This is a genomic window from Klebsiella sp. GW_Kp182, from assembly GCF_040062275.1.
GTDB lineage: Bacteria > Pseudomonadota > Gammaproteobacteria > Enterobacterales > Enterobacteriaceae > Klebsiella > Klebsiella michiganensis.
Window position 1 is genome coordinate 101692 of record NZ_JBEAFQ010000006.1, and the last position, 17437, is coordinate 119128.

Consider the following 17437-nt stretch of genomic DNA (forward strand, 5'->3'; position numbering starts at 1 on the left):
TCATGCCACTATTAAATTATCGTCAGTCAGGGGAGAGATCATGACGCAGCCATTGGCGGGAAAACAGATTCTGATAGTTGAAGACGAACCCGTTTTCCGCTCTCTTATGCACACCTGGTTAGCTTCACTTGGTGCGACCATCGTACAGGCGGAAGATGGTATAGATGCACTGCAAAAAATGGCGGAGTCAAAACCTGATTTGATGATTTGCGATATCTCCATGCCGCGAATGAACGGCCTGCAGCTGGTAGAACATGTACGTAACCAGGGCGAGCAGTTGCCGATTCTGATGATTTCAGCGACGGAAAACATGGCGGACATCGCCAAAGCGTTGCGCCTGGGCGTTCAGGATATCCTGCTCAAACCGGTTAAAGATTTCGATCGCCTGCGAGAAACCGTGTATGCCTGCCTCTATCCCAATATGTTTAATTCGCGTGTCGAAGAAGAAGAGCGCCTGTTTGAGGACTGGGATGCGCTGGTAAGCGATCCTAGCGCGGCGTCGAGGCTGCTTCAGGAGCTCCAGCCGCCGGTGCAGCAGGAGATGTCGCGTTGCCGTATTCACTATCGCCAGCTTGTCTCTGTCGATAAGCCAGGGCTCGTGCTCGATATTGCGCCGCTATCAGAAAACGATCTGGCGTTTTATTGTCTGGATGTCACACGAGCAGGTGATAATGGCGTTCTGGCGGCCCTATTGCTGCGCGCGCTGTTTAATGGGTTACTGCAGGAGCAGCTCGCTCATCAGGGGCAGCGTTTGCCGGAGATGGGCAGCCTGCTAAAACAGGTTAACCAATTGCTGCGGCAGGCAAACTTACCCGGGCAATTCCCATTATTGGTAGGGTATTACCACAGCGGCTTGAAGAATTTAATTTTAGTCTCCGCGGGTTTGAATGGCACCTTGAATACGGGAGAACATCAAATTCAGATTAGTAATGGCGTTCCGTTAGGCACTTTAGGTAATGCATACCTCAACCAAATTAGTCAACGCTGCGCATCATGGCAGTGCCAAATTTGGGGGGCTGGCGGACGTTTACGCCTGATGTTGACCACGGAGTGAACAATTGTGCTTATTTTTAGGCTCGTGGGATTACCACGCGATCTTTTGTGGTGGTACTATCGCCGGGTTTAATGCGTAAAATTCCTAATTCGAAGATATCTAATCCTTTTCGGAACAGCTTTGACTGAGCAGGCTGATATACTCGATACCATATTATTAACGAGAAGTTTAAAAAACGAACAGTCCAGGAGATTTCAATGGCTGCGCTTAATTCAAAAGTAAGAAAAGCTGTCATCCCGGTTGCGGGATTAGGCACCAGGATGCTGCCCGCTACTAAGGCTATTCCGAAAGAAATGCTGCCGCTGGTAGATAAGCCATTAATTCAATATGTTGTTAACGAATGTATTGCCGCCGGGATTACCGAAATTGTTCTGGTTACGCACTCTTCGAAAAACTCGATTGAAAACCATTTCGATACCAGTTTTGAACTGGAAGCGATGCTGGAAAAACGCGTAAAACGCCAGCTGCTGGAAGAAGTCCAATCTATTTGTCCGCCGCACGTGACTATTATGCAAGTCCGTCAGGGGCTGGCTAAAGGTCTGGGCCACGCTGTGCTTTGCGCGCACCCGGTAGTGGGTGATGAGCCGGTCGCGGTTATTTTACCGGACGTTATCCTTGATGAATATGAATCCGATCTGTCTCGCGACAACCTGGCCGAAATGATCGCTCGTTTCGATGAGACCGGCGCAAGCCAGATCATGGTTGAACCGGTTGCTGACGTTACCGCATACGGCGTTGTCGATTGCAAGGGCCTGGCCCTGCAGCCGGGTGAGAGCGTACCGATGGTTGGTGTCGTCGAGAAACCGAAAGCGGACGTAGCGCCTTCTAATCTGGCGGTTGTCGGTCGTTACGTGCTGAGCGCGGATATTTGGCCACTGCTGGCGAAAACCCCTCCGGGAGCCGGTGATGAGATTCAGCTGACCGATGCCATCGATATGCTGATCGAAAAAGAAACGGTAGAAGCCTATCATATGAAAGGCAAGAGCCACGACTGCGGTAATAAGCTGGGTTATATGCAGGCTTTTGTTGAATATGGCGTACGCCACAAGTCCCTGGGCGCTGAATTTAAAGCCTGGCTGGATAAAGCCGTAGCGAAGTAATCGTTCGCGGCAGAATGCGAAACCGGGAGCGAGATTCGTTTCCCGGTTTTTTTATGCCCGCCCGGAACCGGTCCCGAATAACGGATAAAAAAAATCCCGCCGCAGCGGGATTTTTAAACGAACAGGATGGCTTATTACAGCAGGAAATCGTCCAGGGATTTACCTTGCTCATCCATCGCTTTCTTGATCACTGCCGGAGTACGACCCTGACCAGTCCAGGTTTTAGTTTCGCCATTTTCGTCAACGTAGCTGTATTTAGCCGGACGTGCAGCGCGCTTGGTTTTAGTTCCCGCTTTAACTGCCGCCATGGTGCTCAGCAGTTCATTAGGATCAATACCGTCAGCGATCAGCATTTCACGGTATTGCTGCAGTTTACGAGTGCGTTCTTCAATTTCCGCAGCCGCAGCGCTTTCTTCTTCACGACGTTCGTTAACGACAACTTCTAATTTTTCCAGCATTTCTTCGAGCGTTTCAAGGGTGCATTCTCTTGCCTGCGCACGAAGAGTACGGATGTTGTTCAAAATTTTAAGTGCTTCGCTCATTGTAGTAATCTCAAACTTATATTGTGGGGTGGTTTGTTGGACTAATAATAGAGCGATAAATTCAGATGTGCAATAGGGGAGAATGTAAGGAAGTCAAAATAACTTGTTATTTGTCTCGGGAATTAATTCATTTAACTTAAATTTTATGTGCGGGTTCACATCTTTTTCGCTTATAGGATGATGGAGAGGATAAGCTAAAACCCTGAGATAGTATGCTTTTTCCGATGCGCAGTGGGAAAAATTATACTTTGCATGGATAAATATCATTGTGGGTATTAGCGCAGCAGCGACGATGATGTTTAATATAAAACACTTGTCCAGCGCGGTTATAGCTATCCGAAAATGGCTGATAAGCACAAAAGGGCAATAGTGACGTCTGCGTGGCCGCCTGGGTCGTACGAATAGCAGGCATTACCATTCAATTAACAGGCTTAATCTTTCAGGTCTCCGCCGAGTGAACGTTCCCGGCAATACCCACACGGCGAGGGCTGATAGCGTGTGAATATATGATACAATTTTACTGCTAAAAAACACATTGATTGGGGTTACGCGGCCGATGGCACAACTTTATTTCTACTATTCAGCAATGAACGCAGGCAAGTCCACCGCTCTGTTGCAGTCATCATACAATTACCAGGAGCGAGGGATGCGCACGGTGGTTTATACGGCAGAGATTGATGACCGCTTTGGTTCAGGGAAAGTGAGTTCGAGGATCGGTCTCTCATCGCCGGCGCGGTTGTATAATACCCAAACTGCGTTATTTACCGACATTGCAGACGAACATAAGCGTCAACCCATCCACTGCGTATTAGTTGATGAGAGCCAGTTCTTAACCCGGGAGCAGGTGCGCGAGCTGTCCGAGGTGGTGGACCAGCTCGATATTCCCGTATTGTGCTATGGATTGCGGACAGATTTTCGCGGCGAACTTTTTACGGGCAGTCAATATTTGCTCGCGTGGTCCGATAAGCTGGTTGAATTAAAAACTATCTGTTTCTGCGGCCGTAAGGCGAGTATGGTTTTGCGCCTCGATCAGGAAGGTAGGCCGTACAATGAGGGGGAACAGGTGGTGATTGGCGGCAATGAGCGCTATGTATCCGTATGCCGTAAACATTATAAAGAGGCGCTGAGCGAAGGCTCTCTGACCGCGGTGCAGAACAAACAGCGCAGCTGCTAATACCCACCCTTTAAATCGTCTCAGGCGCTTTTACAGCGCCTTTTTTCATTTACTAAGCCTTTGGCACATGATTATACGTTTCGGCTGTCTGAGGCGTTTTGTCGGCTGCTGAACGACAGAGACAAAAAAGCCCCATCAAAAGATGGGGCTCAGCGTTACTGACTTTACGGCTGTGGAATTAAGCGGATTTTTTCGCTTTCTTCTCAGCTTTAGCCGGCGCGGCTTCTTTTTTCTCTTCCACGCCGCCTTCAACGTAATTACGTCCGTAGAAGGTATCCAGCAGAATCTGCTTCAGCTCGGCGATCAGCGGGTAGCGCGGGTTAGCGCCGGTGCACTGGTCGTCAAATGCGTCTTCAGACAGCTTGTCAACGTGGGCCAGGAAGTCGGCTTCCTGCACGCCAGCTTCGCGGATAGACTTAGGAATACCCAGCTCAGCTTTGATTTCGTCCAACCAGCCAAGCAGTTTTTCGATTTTCGCTGCGGTACGGTCACCCGGTGCAGTCAGACCCAGATGGTCCGCGATTTCAGCGTAGCGACGACGTGCCTGCGGGCGGTCGTACTGGCTGAATGCTGTCTGTTTAGTCGGGTTATCGTTCGCGTTATAGCGAATAACGTTGCTGATCAGCAGGGCGTTCGCCAGACCGTGAGGAATGTGGAACTGAGAACCCAGCTTGTGCGCCATTGAGTGACATACTCCGAGGAAGGCGTTCGCAAACGCGATACCGGCGATGGTCGCAGCACTGTGCACACGCTCACGCGCTACCGGGTTCTTAGAACCTTCGTGGTAGGACGCTGGCAGGTTTTCTTTCAGCAGTTTCAGAGCCTGCAGCGCCTGGCCGTCAGAGAACTCGGAAGCCAGTACGGAAACGTAAGCTTCCAGGGCATGAGTCACCGCATCCAGACCACCGAAAGCACACAGTGACTTCGGCATTTCCATGACCAGGTTGGCATCAACAATCGCCATATCCGGAGTCAGGGCATAGTCTGCCAGCGGGTATTTCTGACCGGTTGCGTCATCGGTAACAACGGCGAACGGCGTAACTTCAGAACCGGTACCGGAAGTCGTGGTGATGGCGACCATTTTGGCTTTCACGCCCATTTTCGGGAACTTGTAGATACGTTTACGGATATCCATAAAGCGCAGCGCCAGTTCTTCGAAGTGGGTTTCCGGGTGCTCGTACATAACCCACATGATTTTCGCCGCATCCATCGGGGAACCGCCGCCCAGCGCGATAATCACGTCTGGTTTGAACGAGTTCGCCAGCTCAGCGCCTTTACGGACGATGGTCAGCGTCGGGTCAGCTTCTACTTCAAAGAAAACTTCAGTTTCAACGCCAGCCGCTTTCAGCACAGAGGTGATCTGGTCAGCATAGCCGTTGTTGAACAGGAAGCGGTCGGTCACGATCAGCGCGCGTTTGTGACCATCAGTAATCACTTCATCCAGCGCGATTGGCAGTGAGCCACGACGGAAGTAGATAGATTTCGGAAGTTTGTGCCACAACATGTTTTCAGCTCGCTTAGCAACGGTTTTCTTGTTGATCAGGTGCTTAGGACCAACGTTTTCAGAGATGGAGTTACCACCCCATGAACCACAACCCAGAGTCAGGGAAGGTGCGAGTTTGAAGTTATACAGGTCACCGATACCACCCTGAGAAGCAGGGGTGTTGATCAGGATACGTGCGGTTTTCATCAGCTGACCGAAGTAAGCAACGCGTTCTGGCTGGTTGTCCTGGTCGGTATACAGGCAAGAGGTATGACCGATACCGCCCATTGCCACCAGTTTTTCAGCTTTATCAACCGCGTCTTCGAAGTTCTTCGCACGGTACATTGCCAGCGTCGGAGACAGTTTTTCGTGGGCAAATGGTTCGCTTTCATCAACGTCGGTGACTTCACCAATCAGAATTTTGGTGGAAACAGGGACGGTGAAGCCAGCCAGTTCAGCGATTTTATACGCCGGTTGACCTACGATCGCGGCGTTCAGGGCGCCGTTTTTCAGGATGATATTCTGAACAGCCTTCAGCTCCTGGCCCTGCAGCAGATAGCCGCCGTGGCTGGAGAAACGTTCGCGAACGGCATCGTATACGGAATCCACAACCACAACGGATTGCTCAGAAGCACAGATAACGCCGTTATCGAAGGTTTTAGACATCAGGACGGAAGCAACGGCACGCTTGATATCAGCCGTTTCATCGATAACAACAGGCGTGTTACCTGCGCCTACGCCGATGGCAGGTTTACCGGAGCTGTACGCCGCTTTAACCATGCCCGGACCGCCGGTCGCAAGGATCAGGTTGATATCCGGATGGTGCATCAGCGCATTTGACAGTTCAACGGAAGGCTGGTCAATCCAACCAATCAGATCTTTCGGCGCACCGGCTGCGATAGCTGCCTGCAGTACGATATCAGCCGCTTTGTTGGTCGCATCTTTAGCACGCGGATGCGGAGAGAAGATGATGGCGTTACGGGTCTTCAGGCTAATCAGAGATTTAAAGATAGCGGTTGAAGTTGGGTTAGTGGTCGGGACGATACCGCAGATAATACCAATCGGCTCAGCGATGGTGATGGTACCGAAGGTGTCATCTTCAGACAGGACACCGCAGGTCTTTTCATCTTTATAGGCGTTATAAATGTATTCGGAAGCAAAGTGGTTTTTGATCACTTTATCTTCGACGATGCCCATGCCGGATTCGGCAACGGCCATCTTGGCGAGAGGGATTCGAGCATCTGCAGCGGCCAGAGCGGCGGCGCGGAAGATTTTGTCTACTTGTTCTTGAGTGAAACTGGCATATTCACGCTGGGCTTTTTTTACGCGCTCGACGAGTGCGTTAAGTTCAGCGACATTAGTAACAGCCATAATGCTCTCCTGATAATGTTAAACTTTTTTAGTGAATCAGTAGCTCGATTCGACAGTATAGACAGTGTGTTAACGGCTTGCATTTAAATGTTAACGTAAAGAATTTTGTGCTTCTGACTTCACCGATTGACTAAAAAAGCTTTTGTTTTTTCTTTCAGGTACCGCTGCTTTGCCTCCTCTTCTGGGTGTAAACAAGGTTACTCACTTCTGAGTACAATTTATGTGATCTAAATCAATAATCAGCCAAGCTGATACCTTTCAGCAGTTCATTTTTTGACCTGTTTGATCAAGTGTAATGATACGGTATGCTAATTAAAGACTTAAATAGCATTGCAGAAACAAATAACTAACATCCGAGCTTAAATTATGCACTTATGCGTCAACAGGGATGAATTATGCTTTCAAACAGCGTATCTTCTCGCGGATATTTTATGCTGGTAACTGTCAACAGCCATTTTTAATGATGCTGCGGAGCACCCTGTGATTCAATCATTGTTTGATTTTTCAGCCTACTTTAAATTTTTCATTGGGCTATTTGCGCTGGTAAACCCGGTTGGCATTATCCCGGTTTTTATCAGTATGACCAGCTACCAGACGGCGGCGGTGCGTAATAAAACCAATCTGACAGCCAACCTGTCGGTCGCCATCATCTTGCTCACGTCGCTGTTTTTAGGCGATGCGATCCTCCAGATCTTCGGTATTTCCATTGACTCCTTCCGTATTGCGGGTGGGATTCTGGTGGTCACCATCGCCATGTCGATGATCAGCGGCAAGCTCGGCGAGGATAAACAGAACAAGCAAGAAAAATCAGAAACGGCCATTCGTGAAAGTATCGGCGTCGTGCCGCTGGCGCTGCCCCTGATGGCGGGACCCGGGGCCATCAGTTCAACCATTGTCTGGGGCACGCGTTACCATAGCATCGCCCATTTTGTGGGATTTTCAGTTGCGATTGCGCTTTTCGCGCTGTGCTGCTGGGGCATTTTCCGTATGGCCCCCTGGCTGGTTCGCCTGCTTGGACAAACCGGCATTAACGTGATTACCCGTATTATGGGGCTGTTGCTGATGGCTCTCGGCATCGAGTTCATCGTTACCGGAATAAAGGCGCTCTTTCCTGGCCTTGTGAATTAACCTGTGTTGCCGCGCGGAACAACGTGTTCCGCGTTTGCGCATTATCAGCAAAACATATCAAAAAAAGTGATTTATCGACCTGCAATACTATTTTCTAATGTTTTGATATTGTTATTTATTATCAATAAGTTATCCATTTCATTTGCCACGAGTGCGGCCTTTTACCCACATTAATCACTGTTATTTTCCTCACACCATTCTCTGGTGCTTGCCGTCTGATAATCGAAATGATATTAGTAATTTCACTCATGAAGCAGATGAATGTGCTAAATAATAAGCGATTGTTAATTTTTCGTACAAAAAAGCATCTATTCGGCGATGCAGGGCACATAGTGCGAGACATTTATACTAATTGATTGATAAATAGAATATTAATCATTTCTGGCATGCGCGAGGGGTGATAAATCTTCGCCGCCAGAAGGCCACAAAAGAGAATCCGGTAACATATTTGCAAATTGCATTGGCGGACAATAAAGCGTTTTGGTACTTTCCGGCGTGATCTTTAGCGGAATATGTACGCAAATGAGAATTTTTATTATATAGCCCATCGGGACTACATCGCCCCCGGACAGGGGGGCAAGAATCGACGTCAAGACTGCCGTTTGAGCGGTCGTAATAAATAAGTCGGTGATAGCAAGCAGTACTCTCTGACAGCAGCATAAACTCCTGCACTGTTCAGAATCCAGAAAAGAGAAAACAGGCTGGTTAAATAGCCAGTAATTATAATGATTGGAGTAACAAACACATGACCATCATCACGAAAAAAAGCCTGGTTGCCGCAGGAGTCCTCTCTGCGTTAATGACCATCAACGCCGCCGTTGCGGCAGATGTACCGGCAGGGGTACAGCTGGCGGACAAACAAACGCTGGTACGTAACAATGGCTCCGAAGTGCAGTCTCTCGATCCGCACAAAATTGAAGGCGTGCCGGAGTCCAATATTAACCGCGATTTGTTTGAAGGGCTGCTGGTGAGCGACCTGGACGGCCATCCGGTCGCGGGCGTTGCGGAAAAATGGGACAACAAAGATTTTAAAGTCTGGACCTTCCATCTGCGTAAAGATGCAAAGTGGTCCGACGGCACGCCGGTCACGGCACAAGATTTCGTTTATAGCTGGCAGCGTCTGGCGGATCCGAAAACCGCGTCTCCTTATGCAAGCTATCTGCAGTATGGCCATTTAGCCAACGTTGATGACATTATCGCCGGGAAAAAACCCGCGACCGATCTGGGCGTAAAAGCGCTGGACGATCATACCTTTGAAGTGACCCTCAGCGAGCCGGTGCCGTATTTCTACAAACTGCTCGTTCACCCATCCGTTTCACCCGTACCTAAATCCGCTATTGAGAAATTTGGTGACAAATGGACCCAGCCGGCCAATATCGTCAGCAATGGTGCGTATAAATTAAAAGATTGGGTTGTTAACGAACGCATTGTTCTGGAGCGTAATACCAACTACTGGGATAACGCCAAAACCGTGATTAATCAGGTCACCTTCCTGCCGATTTCTTCTGAAGTCACCGACGTCAACCGCTACCGCAGCGGCGAAATCGATATGACCTATAACAACATGCCGATCGAACTGTTCCAGAAACTGAAAAAAGAGATCCCGAAAGAAGTTCACGTCGATCCGTATCTGTGCACTTATTATTACGAAATCAATAACCAGAAAGCGCCATTTACCGACGTTCGCGTGCGTACTGCGCTGAAGATGGCGCTGGATCGCGACATTATTGTCAATAAAGTGAAGAATCAGGGCGACCTGCCAGCCTACAGCTATACGCCGCCGTACACCGATGGCATGAAGCTGATTGAGCCTGAATGGTTCAAGTGGTCGCAGGAAAAACGTAATGAAGAAGCGAAAAAATTGCTGACCGAAGCTGGCTATAGCGCTGATAAGCCGCTTACTTTCAATCTGCTCTATAACACGTCCGATCTGCACAAAAAACTGGCTATCGCGGTGGCGTCTATCTGGAAGAAAAACCTCGGCGTAAACGTGAAGCTGGAAAATCAGGAATGGAAAACCTTCCTCGATAATCGCCATCAGGGCACCTTTGATGTTGCGCGCGCCGGCTGGTGTGCGGACTACAACGAACCGACCTCCTTCCTTAATACGATGCTGAGCGACAGCTCAAACAATACCTCGCATTATAAGAGCCCGGCTTTCGACAAGATTATCGCTGAAACGCTGAAAACCAGCGATGACGCGAAACGCGCGGACCTTTACGCGCAATCTGAGCAGCAGCTGGATAAAGACTCCGTCATCGTACCGGTCTTCTATTATGTCAACGCCCGTTTGGTTAAACCGTGGGTCGGTGGCTATACCGGCAAAGATCCGCTGGATAATACGTATACAAGAAATATGTACATTGTGAAGCACTAATGGCAATACGTGGGGCAGGCGTTACCGCTTGCCTCACGGTGTCTTATTTCATCGCACTATTGAAGGCACACGCCAGAAGGTACGGGCAATGTTAAAATTTATCTTACGTCGCTGTCTGGAAGCGATTCCGACGCTATTTATTCTTATTACTATCTCTTTCTTCATGATGCGTCTTGCGCCCGGAAGCCCCTTTACCGGTGAACGCACGCTGCCGCCAGAAGTCATGGCGAATATTGAAGCAAAATACCATTTAAATGACCCCATCATGACCCAGTACTTCAATTATCTGAAGCAGCTGGCGCACGGTGATTTCGGTCCTTCCTTTAAATATAAAGATTACTCGGTCAACGATCTGGTGGCGTCCAGCTTCCCGGTGTCCGCCAAATTAGGCTTCGCCGCGTTTTTTCTCGCGGTGGTGCTTGGCGTGAGTGCCGGGGTGATTGCGGCATTGAAGCAAAATACGAAATGGGACTTTGCCGTAATGGGGGTGGCAATGACCGGGGTTGTGATACCGAGTTTCGTGGTCGCGCCCTTACTGGTCATGATATTTGCCATTACGCTGCACTGGCTGCCGGGCGGCGGATGGAACGGCGGGGCGCTGCAATATATGATTTTGCCTATGGTGGCTCTGTCCCTGGCCTATATCGCCAGTATCGCGCGTATTACCCGCGGCTCGATGATCGAAGTGCTGCACTCTAACTTCATTCGCACCGCCCGGGCAAAAGGCTTACCGATGCGCCGCATTATTCTGCGTCACGCGTTAAAGCCCGCGCTGCTGCCGGTGCTCTCCTATATGGGACCCGCGTTTGTCGGCATTATTACCGGCTCGATGGTCATTGAAACCATTTATGGCCTGCCGGGAATTGGTCAACTGTTCGTCAACGGCGCGCTGAACCGCGACTACTCGCTGGTACTCAGTCTGACCATTCTGGTTGGCGCATTGACCATTCTTTTTAATGCGATTGTTGACGTGCTGTATGCCGTTATCGATCCGAAGATCCGTTACTAACGCTGGGGTTCGCCATGATGTTAAGTAAGAAAAACAACGAGGCGCTGGAAAACTTCAGTGAAAAGCTGGAAGTCGAGGGGCGCAGCCTCTGGCAGGACGCCCGCCGCCGCTTTATGCATAACCGTGCTGCGGTTGCCAGCCTGATTGTGCTGGTGATCATTGCGCTCTTTGTCACCATCGCGCCGATGGTATCGCAGTTTTCCTATTACGATACCGACTGGGGCATGATGTCCAGCGCCCCGGATATGGAGTCCGGACACTACTTTGGGACCGACTCCTCGGGCCGCGACCTGCTGGTGCGGGTGGCGATCGGCGGACGTATCTCGCTGATGGTCGGCGTGGCTGCAGCGCTGGTGGCGGTGATTCTGGGGACGCTTTACGGGTCGCTTTCCGGCTATCTGGGCGGCAAGGTGGATTCAGTGATGATGCGCCTGCTGGAAATCCTCAACTCCTTTCCGTTTATGTTCTTCGTCATCCTGCTGGTGACCTTCTTTGGCCAGAATATCCTGCTGATTTTCGTTGCCATTGGGATGGTCTCCTGGCTGGATATGGCGCGTATCGTTCGCGGTCAGACCCTAAGCCTGAAGCGAAAAGAGTTTATTGAAGCCGCGCAGGTCGGCGGCGTTTCAACCGGCAATATCGTTATCCGCCATATCGTGCCTAACGTGCTTGGCGTGGTCGTGGTGTACGCCTCCCTGCTGGTCCCGAGCATGATTCTGTTTGAATCCTTCTTAAGCTTCCTCGGCCTGGGTACCCAGGAGCCGTTAAGTAGCTGGGGCGCGCTGCTCAGCGATGGCGCGAACTCAATGGAAGTATCGCCGTGGCTGCTGCTGTTTCCTGCCGGTTTTCTGGTGGTAACGCTGTTTTGTTTTAACTTTATCGGCGATGGCCTGCGTGATGCCCTCGACCCGAAAGACCGCTAAGGAGCGCCGACATGAGTACGATGGAAACGGCGAAAGCGCCGCAGGCAGCACAACAATCCGGATTGCTTCTGGATGTGAAAGATCTCCGCGTCACCTTTGCGACTCCCGATGGTGATGTGACTGCGGTCAACGATCTCAATTTTAATCTACGGGCGGGGGAAACCTTAGGCATCGTAGGCGAGTCCGGTTCCGGTAAGTCGCAAACCGCTTTTGCGCTGATGGGCCTGCTGGCCGCCAACGGCCGTATCGGGGGGTCAGCGACCTTTAACGGGAAGCAGATCCTTAACCTCCCGGAGCGCGAGCTGAATAAGCTGCGCGCCGAGCAGATCTCAATGATTTTTCAGGATCCGATGACGTCGCTTAATCCGTATATGCGGGTAGGCGAACAGCTGATGGAAGTCCTGATGCTGCATAAAGCGCTGAGCAAAGCCGAAGCCTTTGAAGAGTCGGTGAAAATGCTGGATGCGGTCAAAATGCCCGAGGCGCGCAAACGGATGAAAATGTATCCGCACGAGTTTTCCGGCGGGATGCGCCAGCGCGTCATGATTGCGATGGCGCTGCTGTGCCGGCCTAAGCTGCTGATTGCCGATGAGCCGACAACGGCGCTGGACGTGACCGTGCAGGCGCAAATAATGACATTGCTTAATGAGCTCAAGCGCGAGTTCAATACGGCGATCATTATGATTACCCACGATCTCGGCGTCGTCGCCGGGATCTGCGATAAGGTGCTGGTGATGTACGCCGGACGCACGATGGAATATGGTCAGGCGCGCGACGTCTTCTACCATCCCTCTCATCCTTATTCTATTGGCCTGCTCAATGCGGTCCCGCGCCTGGACGCAGAAGGCGATGCCCTGTTAACGATTCCGGGCAACCCGCCGAACCTGCTGCGTCTGCCGAAAGGCTGTCCATTCCAGCCGCGTTGCCCGCACGCGATGGAGATTTGCAATAGCGCTCCGCCTCTGGAGGAGTTTGCGCCGGGCCGCCTGCGCGCCTGCTTTCAACCGGTGGGGGATTTGCTATGAACGCCGTAACGGAACAAAGAAAAGTCCTGCTCGAAATCGCCGATCTGAAAGTGCACTTTGATATTAAAGACGGCAAACAGTGGTTCTGGCAGCCGTCGAAAACGCTGAAAGCGGTAGATGGCGTAACGCTGCGTCTGTATGAAGGGGAAACGCTGGGCGTGGTCGGGGAGTCCGGATGCGGAAAATCGACCTTCGCGCGCGCCATCATCGGTCTGGTGAAGGCTACCGACGGTAAAGTCGCCTGGTTAGGCAGAGATTTGCTGGGGATGAAGGCCGACGAGTGGCGCGACGTGCGCAGCGATATTCAGATGATCTTTCAGGATCCGCTGGCGTCGCTAAATCCGCGCATGACTATCGGGGAAATCATCGCCGAGCCGCTGCGCACCTATCATCCCAAAATGCCGCGTCAGGAAGTTCGCGATCGCGTTAAGGCGATGATGATGAAAGTGGGGCTGCTGCCGAACCTGATTAACCGCTATCCGCATGAATTCTCCGGCGGTCAGTGCCAGCGTATCGGTATTGCCCGCGCGCTAATTCTTGAACCGAAGCTCATTATTTGCGATGAGCCGGTGTCAGCGCTGGACGTGTCGATTCAGGCGCAGGTAGTGAATCTGCTGCAGCAGCTGCAGCGGGAAATGGGACTGTCGCTGATTTTTATCGCCCACGATCTGGCGGTCGTGAAGCATATCTCCGATCGCGTGCTGGTAATGTATCTTGGCCATGCCGTGGAGCTCGGCACCTATGATGAGGTGTATCATAATCCGCTGCATCCCTATACCAAAGCGCTGATGTCGGCGGTGCCGGTTCCGGACCCTGATAAGGAAAAGAATAAAACGATCCAGCTTCTGGAGGGGGAATTGCCATCGCCGATTAACCCGCCGTCGGGATGCGTATTCCGCACCAGATGCCCGATTGCCGGGCCGGAGTGTGCTAAGACGCGACCGGTGCTGGAGGGCAGTTTCCGCCATGCGGTTTCCTGCCTGAAGGTGGACCCGTTATAATCTCAGGGGCTGACGTTAGTCAGCCCTTTTTTTAGCGAGGTTAACGTGGCTTTTCATATTCATGCCGCTCGTCTGCGGCTGTATCATTTACTCTTCGATCAAAACCGACGATCCGGTCGGCATTTCGAGGGACTTTGCGGCGTATTTGCCCTGCTTAGCGTGCTGGTGATATTTATCGAGTCCGGGCTCGGAACGCAATATCATCTGACCTTAGACGAATGGCATATTTTCGTCTGGCTCGAACTTGTCGTGACGGCGGTTTTTACCTTTGAGTATTTTCTGCGCATTATCAGCTGGCCGAATCCGCTAAAGTATATTTTCAGCTTCTGGGGCATTATTGACCTGGCTACCATTTTACCGCTTTACGTTATGTGGCTGTGGCCCGAGATCAGTATTGAGTACGTGTTTGCCTGGCGGGCCATGCGCGCTATCCGCGCGTTGCGTATCCTTAAGCTGCTGCGCTTTATGCCGTCGTTGAATATTTTCTGGGCCGCTATCGTCAGCGCTCGCCACCAGCTGATCCTGTTCTATTCTTTTATTGCCATCGTCATGGTGATCTTTGGCTCCCTGATGTATCTGGTTGAGGGGCCGCGATACGGTTTTACTACGCTAAACGCGTCGGTTTACTGGGCGATAGTGACGATAACCACGGTAGGGTATGGCGATATTACGCCGCATACGCCGCTGGGACGAATTTTGGCCTCCATTCTTATCTTGATTGGCTACTCGATTATTGCGATCCCCACCGGCTTAATTACCAGCCATATGACCACCGCATTTCAGAGTCGCCGGACTCAGCGCCAGTGTCCGCATTGCCAGCATAACGTTCATGAAAAAGACGCTCGCTACTGCAACGCCTGCGGCAGCGAACTGCCTGAATAACTAAAAAGCCTGCCCTGGTTAACTCAGGCAGGCTTCTTCTTTTATATATAAGCTATTTGCTTAAGAAAGAGCTTATTCGCGCCACAGGATATGACAGAGCTTGTGGTCTTTTTCACGGCACAGCAGCACGCGCGCAAAAATATCGTTAATTTCGCCGCCATCTTCATCGGCCAGACCAATGACCACTTCAGCAAAGAAGTCAGGGTTGAGGTCAAAATCGACGTGCTCTTCCCAGTCAGGCGCCGGATCGAAGAGCTCGGCGCCGCCGCGTTCTTCAAACTGCAGGTTGAACAGAATGACATCCGCCGGATCGAGGTTGTCGACGGCCAGTTCGAGGAAAATGTCGTAAGCCTGTTCAAGCGTTTCGTCTTCGGTCAGGCGATTGTTTAAATCCATATCCATGATTGCTACCCATTAAACATCTGATTGGCACGTTTTACAGCAACGGACTGAAGAAGTAAAACAGTCGCTCGGCGATCCGCTGCCACAGCGGACGTTTTAACCACAGCCTGGCGTCCAGCAGGCGCGAGCGGGAGATGTAATCGTCCTGCACCGCGGCCAGATCGCTGCCAAATCCGGCATCGTCAATCACCAGCGTAATCTCGAAGTTGAGCCACAGGCTGCGCATATCGAGGTTAACGGTGCCCACAAGGCTAAGTTCGCCGTCAACCAGCACGCTCTTAGTATGCAGCAGACCGCCTTCAAACTGGTAAATCTTTACCCCGGCAGCCAGCAGCTCGGTAAAGAAGGCGCGACTGGCCCAGCCCACCAGCAGAGAATCGTTCTTGCGCGGCAGGATGATGCTGACATCGACGCCGCGCTGGGCGGCGGTACAGATGGCATGCAAAAGGTCGTCGCTGGGCACAAAGTAGGGGGTCGTCATGATCAAATGCTCTTTGGCCGCGTAGGCGGCCGTGAGCAGAGCCTGATGGATCAAATCTTCCGGAAAGCCCGGGCCCGAGGCGATAGTGTGAATCGTGTGCCCGCTGGCCTCTTCGAACGGCATAATGTTCGCGTCCGGCGGCGGAGGCAAAATACGTTTGCCGGTTTCAATCTCCCAGTCGCAGGAGTAGACAATGCCCATCGCTGTCGCTACCGGACCTTCCATTCGCGCCATCAGATCGATCCACTGGCCAACGCCGGAGTCCTGCTTAAAGAAACGCGGGTCGACCAGATTCATACTGCCGGTATAGGCAATATAGTTATCGATCATGACCATTTTACGATGCTGACGCAGGTCCATACGGCGCAGAAAGACGCGCATCAGGTTGACCTTCAGGGCTTCGACGACTTCAATGCCGGCATTACGCATCATGGCGGCCCAGGGACTACGGAAAAACGCCACGCTCCCGGCGGAGTCGAGCATCAGCCGGCAGTGTACGCCGCGCCTTGCCGCCGCCATCAATGACTCGGCGACCTGATCGGCCATGCCGCCGGGCTGCCAGATATAGAACACCATCTCAATATTGTGACGAGCGAGCTGGATATCGCGGATGAGCGCCTGCATGACGTCATCGGATTCGGTGAGCAGCTGGAGCTGATTGCCTTTGACGCCGCCAATGCCCTGCCGACGTTCGCAGAGCTTGAACAAGGATTCCGCGACCGGACTATTCTCCTCGGCAAAGATATGCTTACAGGCTTTAAGGTCCTTTAACCACTTGGCCGTTGAGGGCCACATGGCCCGCGCGCGTTCGGCGCGGCGTTTACCCAGATGCAGTTCGCCAAACGAGAGATAGGCGATAATGCCCACCAGGGGAAGAATATAAATGACAAGCAGCCATGCCATCGCTGACGGGACCGCGCGCCTTTTCATTAATATCCGTAATGTTACACCGGCGATAAGTAGCCAGTAACCGAGTATAACCAGCCAGTTCACCACCGTGTAAAAGGTTGTCATAGATGAAAAATCCTTTTGAATGACTTGATGACATGAGTTTACGCATCATCATCCATCTGGCAAATAAAAACGCAGCGAAAGCGTTGGTTAGCCAGATTCATCGGTCTATAATGCAGGCTGTTTTTACTTGTAGAGTAGTTGCAATGAAGCGTAGTAGAACGGAAGTAGGGCGCTGGCGCATGCTTCGGCAGGTGAGTCGCCGTAAAGCACGCTGGCTGGAAGGCCAGTCGCGTCGTAATATGCGCATCCTCTCCATCAGAAAGGAGCTGGTTAAACGGCAACGTCACTCTCTGCTGTTCACCTTCTCTGAATGTTGAGAGTCGAAACAAAAGGCACCGCTCGCGGTGCCTCTGTTTTCTCAGCGTTTCGTTCTTAGCATACATTCTTATACTGTCATCTCTCTTTCTTCTGCCGGCGAAACACGGTTTCTCACAGGCTCCTGCGTTATTGTTTGCATCAGCAGCGGCGGGC

At 51.5% G+C, this 17437-nt stretch carries 15 protein-coding genes; 11 read left to right on the plus strand and 4 right to left on the minus strand.

Features of this window, described 5'->3' with window-relative positions:
* Positions 1–40 precede the first annotated feature (40 nt).
* Together rssB and galU are read left to right on the plus strand one after the other, a co-directional pair.
* Complete coding sequence (rssB, locus tag ABLU88_RS08040; protein ID WP_025108235.1) at positions 41–1054, plus strand: two-component system response regulator RssB; 1014 nt, start codon at positions 41–43, stop codon at positions 1052–1054.
* A 197-nt stretch (positions 1055–1251) separates the two neighbouring features.
* Positions 1252–2154: a UTP--glucose-1-phosphate uridylyltransferase GalU gene (gene galU, locus ABLU88_RS08045; RefSeq protein WP_004851836.1), complete on the plus strand. Its 903-nt coding sequence runs from the start codon at positions 1252–1254 to the stop codon at positions 2152–2154.
* 134 nt (positions 2155–2288) lie between these two features.
* Here galU and hns read toward each other — a convergent pair whose 3' ends face one another.
* On the minus strand, positions 2289–2696 hold the full coding sequence (gene hns, locus ABLU88_RS08050) for a histone-like nucleoid-structuring protein H-NS (protein ID WP_004121719.1): 408 nt from the start codon (positions 2694–2696) through the stop codon (positions 2289–2291).
* A 556-nt stretch (positions 2697–3252) separates the two neighbouring features.
* Between hns and tdk the strand changes: the two genes are divergently transcribed.
* Positions 3253–3870 carry a thymidine kinase gene (tdk, locus tag ABLU88_RS08055; RefSeq protein WP_025108233.1) on the plus strand — a complete coding sequence of 206 codons (618 nt, stop codon included), beginning with the start codon at positions 3253–3255 and terminating at the stop codon, positions 3868–3870.
* A 178-nt stretch (positions 3871–4048) separates the two neighbouring features.
* On the opposite strand, the gene adhE is transcribed toward tdk, so the two are convergent.
* On the minus strand, positions 4049–6724 hold the full coding sequence (gene adhE / locus ABLU88_RS08060) for a bifunctional acetaldehyde-CoA/alcohol dehydrogenase (RefSeq protein WP_004132197.1): 2676 nt from the start codon (positions 6722–6724) through the stop codon (positions 4049–4051).
* A gap of 480 nt (positions 6725–7204) precedes the next feature.
* Here adhE and ABLU88_RS08065 point away from each other — a divergent pair, with 480 nt between their 5' ends.
* From ABLU88_RS08065 to ABLU88_RS08095, 7 genes are all read left to right on the plus strand, one after another.
* Positions 7205–7852: a YchE family NAAT transporter gene (locus tag ABLU88_RS08065; RefSeq protein WP_004851832.1), complete on the plus strand. Its 648-nt coding sequence runs from the start codon at positions 7205–7207 to the stop codon at positions 7850–7852.
* A 745-nt stretch (positions 7853–8597) separates the two neighbouring features.
* A complete protein-coding gene (gene oppA / locus ABLU88_RS08070; RefSeq protein WP_025108232.1) occupies positions 8598–10229 on the plus strand; it encodes an oligopeptide ABC transporter substrate-binding protein OppA in 1632 nt (543 codons plus the stop codon).
* Positions 10230–10317: 88 nt separating this feature from the next.
* Positions 10318–11238 (plus strand): oligopeptide ABC transporter permease OppB, encoded by a 921-nt coding sequence (gene oppB / locus ABLU88_RS08075; protein WP_004851825.1) that lies wholly within the window; start codon positions 10318–10320, stop codon positions 11236–11238.
* A gap of 14 nt (positions 11239–11252) precedes the next feature.
* Positions 11253–12161 (plus strand): oligopeptide ABC transporter permease OppC, encoded by a 909-nt coding sequence (gene oppC, locus ABLU88_RS08080; protein ID WP_004121697.1) that lies wholly within the window; start codon positions 11253–11255, stop codon positions 12159–12161.
* A gap of 11 nt (positions 12162–12172) precedes the next feature.
* Positions 12173–13186 (plus strand): ABC transporter ATP-binding protein, encoded by a 1014-nt coding sequence (locus ABLU88_RS08085; RefSeq protein WP_004851823.1) that lies wholly within the window; start codon positions 12173–12175, stop codon positions 13184–13186.
* Positions 13183–14187 (plus strand): murein tripeptide/oligopeptide ABC transporter ATP-binding protein OppF, encoded by a 1005-nt coding sequence (gene oppF / locus ABLU88_RS08090; protein WP_004851821.1) that lies wholly within the window; start codon positions 13183–13185, stop codon positions 14185–14187. The genes ABLU88_RS08085 and oppF overlap by 4 nt, the downstream gene beginning before the upstream one ends.
* 45 nt (positions 14188–14232) lie before the next feature.
* Positions 14233–15069 (plus strand): ion transporter, encoded by an 837-nt coding sequence (locus ABLU88_RS08095; protein WP_004851820.1) that lies wholly within the window; start codon positions 14233–14235, stop codon positions 15067–15069.
* A gap of 72 nt (positions 15070–15141) precedes the next feature.
* On the opposite strand, the gene ABLU88_RS08100 is transcribed toward ABLU88_RS08095, so the two are convergent.
* Both ABLU88_RS08100 and cls read right to left on the minus strand, forming a co-directional pair.
* Positions 15142–15471 (minus strand): HI1450 family dsDNA-mimic protein, encoded by a 330-nt coding sequence (locus tag ABLU88_RS08100; protein ID WP_004103097.1) that lies wholly within the window; start codon positions 15469–15471, stop codon positions 15142–15144.
* Positions 15472–15505: 34 nt separating this feature from the next.
* Complete coding sequence (cls, locus tag ABLU88_RS08105; RefSeq protein ID WP_009653730.1) at positions 15506–16966, minus strand: cardiolipin synthase; 1461 nt, start codon at positions 16964–16966, stop codon at positions 15506–15508.
* A gap of 143 nt (positions 16967–17109) precedes the next feature.
* Between cls and ABLU88_RS08110 the strand changes: the two genes are divergently transcribed.
* Complete coding sequence (locus tag ABLU88_RS08110; RefSeq protein ID WP_004851815.1) at positions 17110–17283, plus strand: YciY family protein; 174 nt, start codon at positions 17110–17112, stop codon at positions 17281–17283.
* Positions 17284–17437 lie beyond the last annotated feature (154 nt).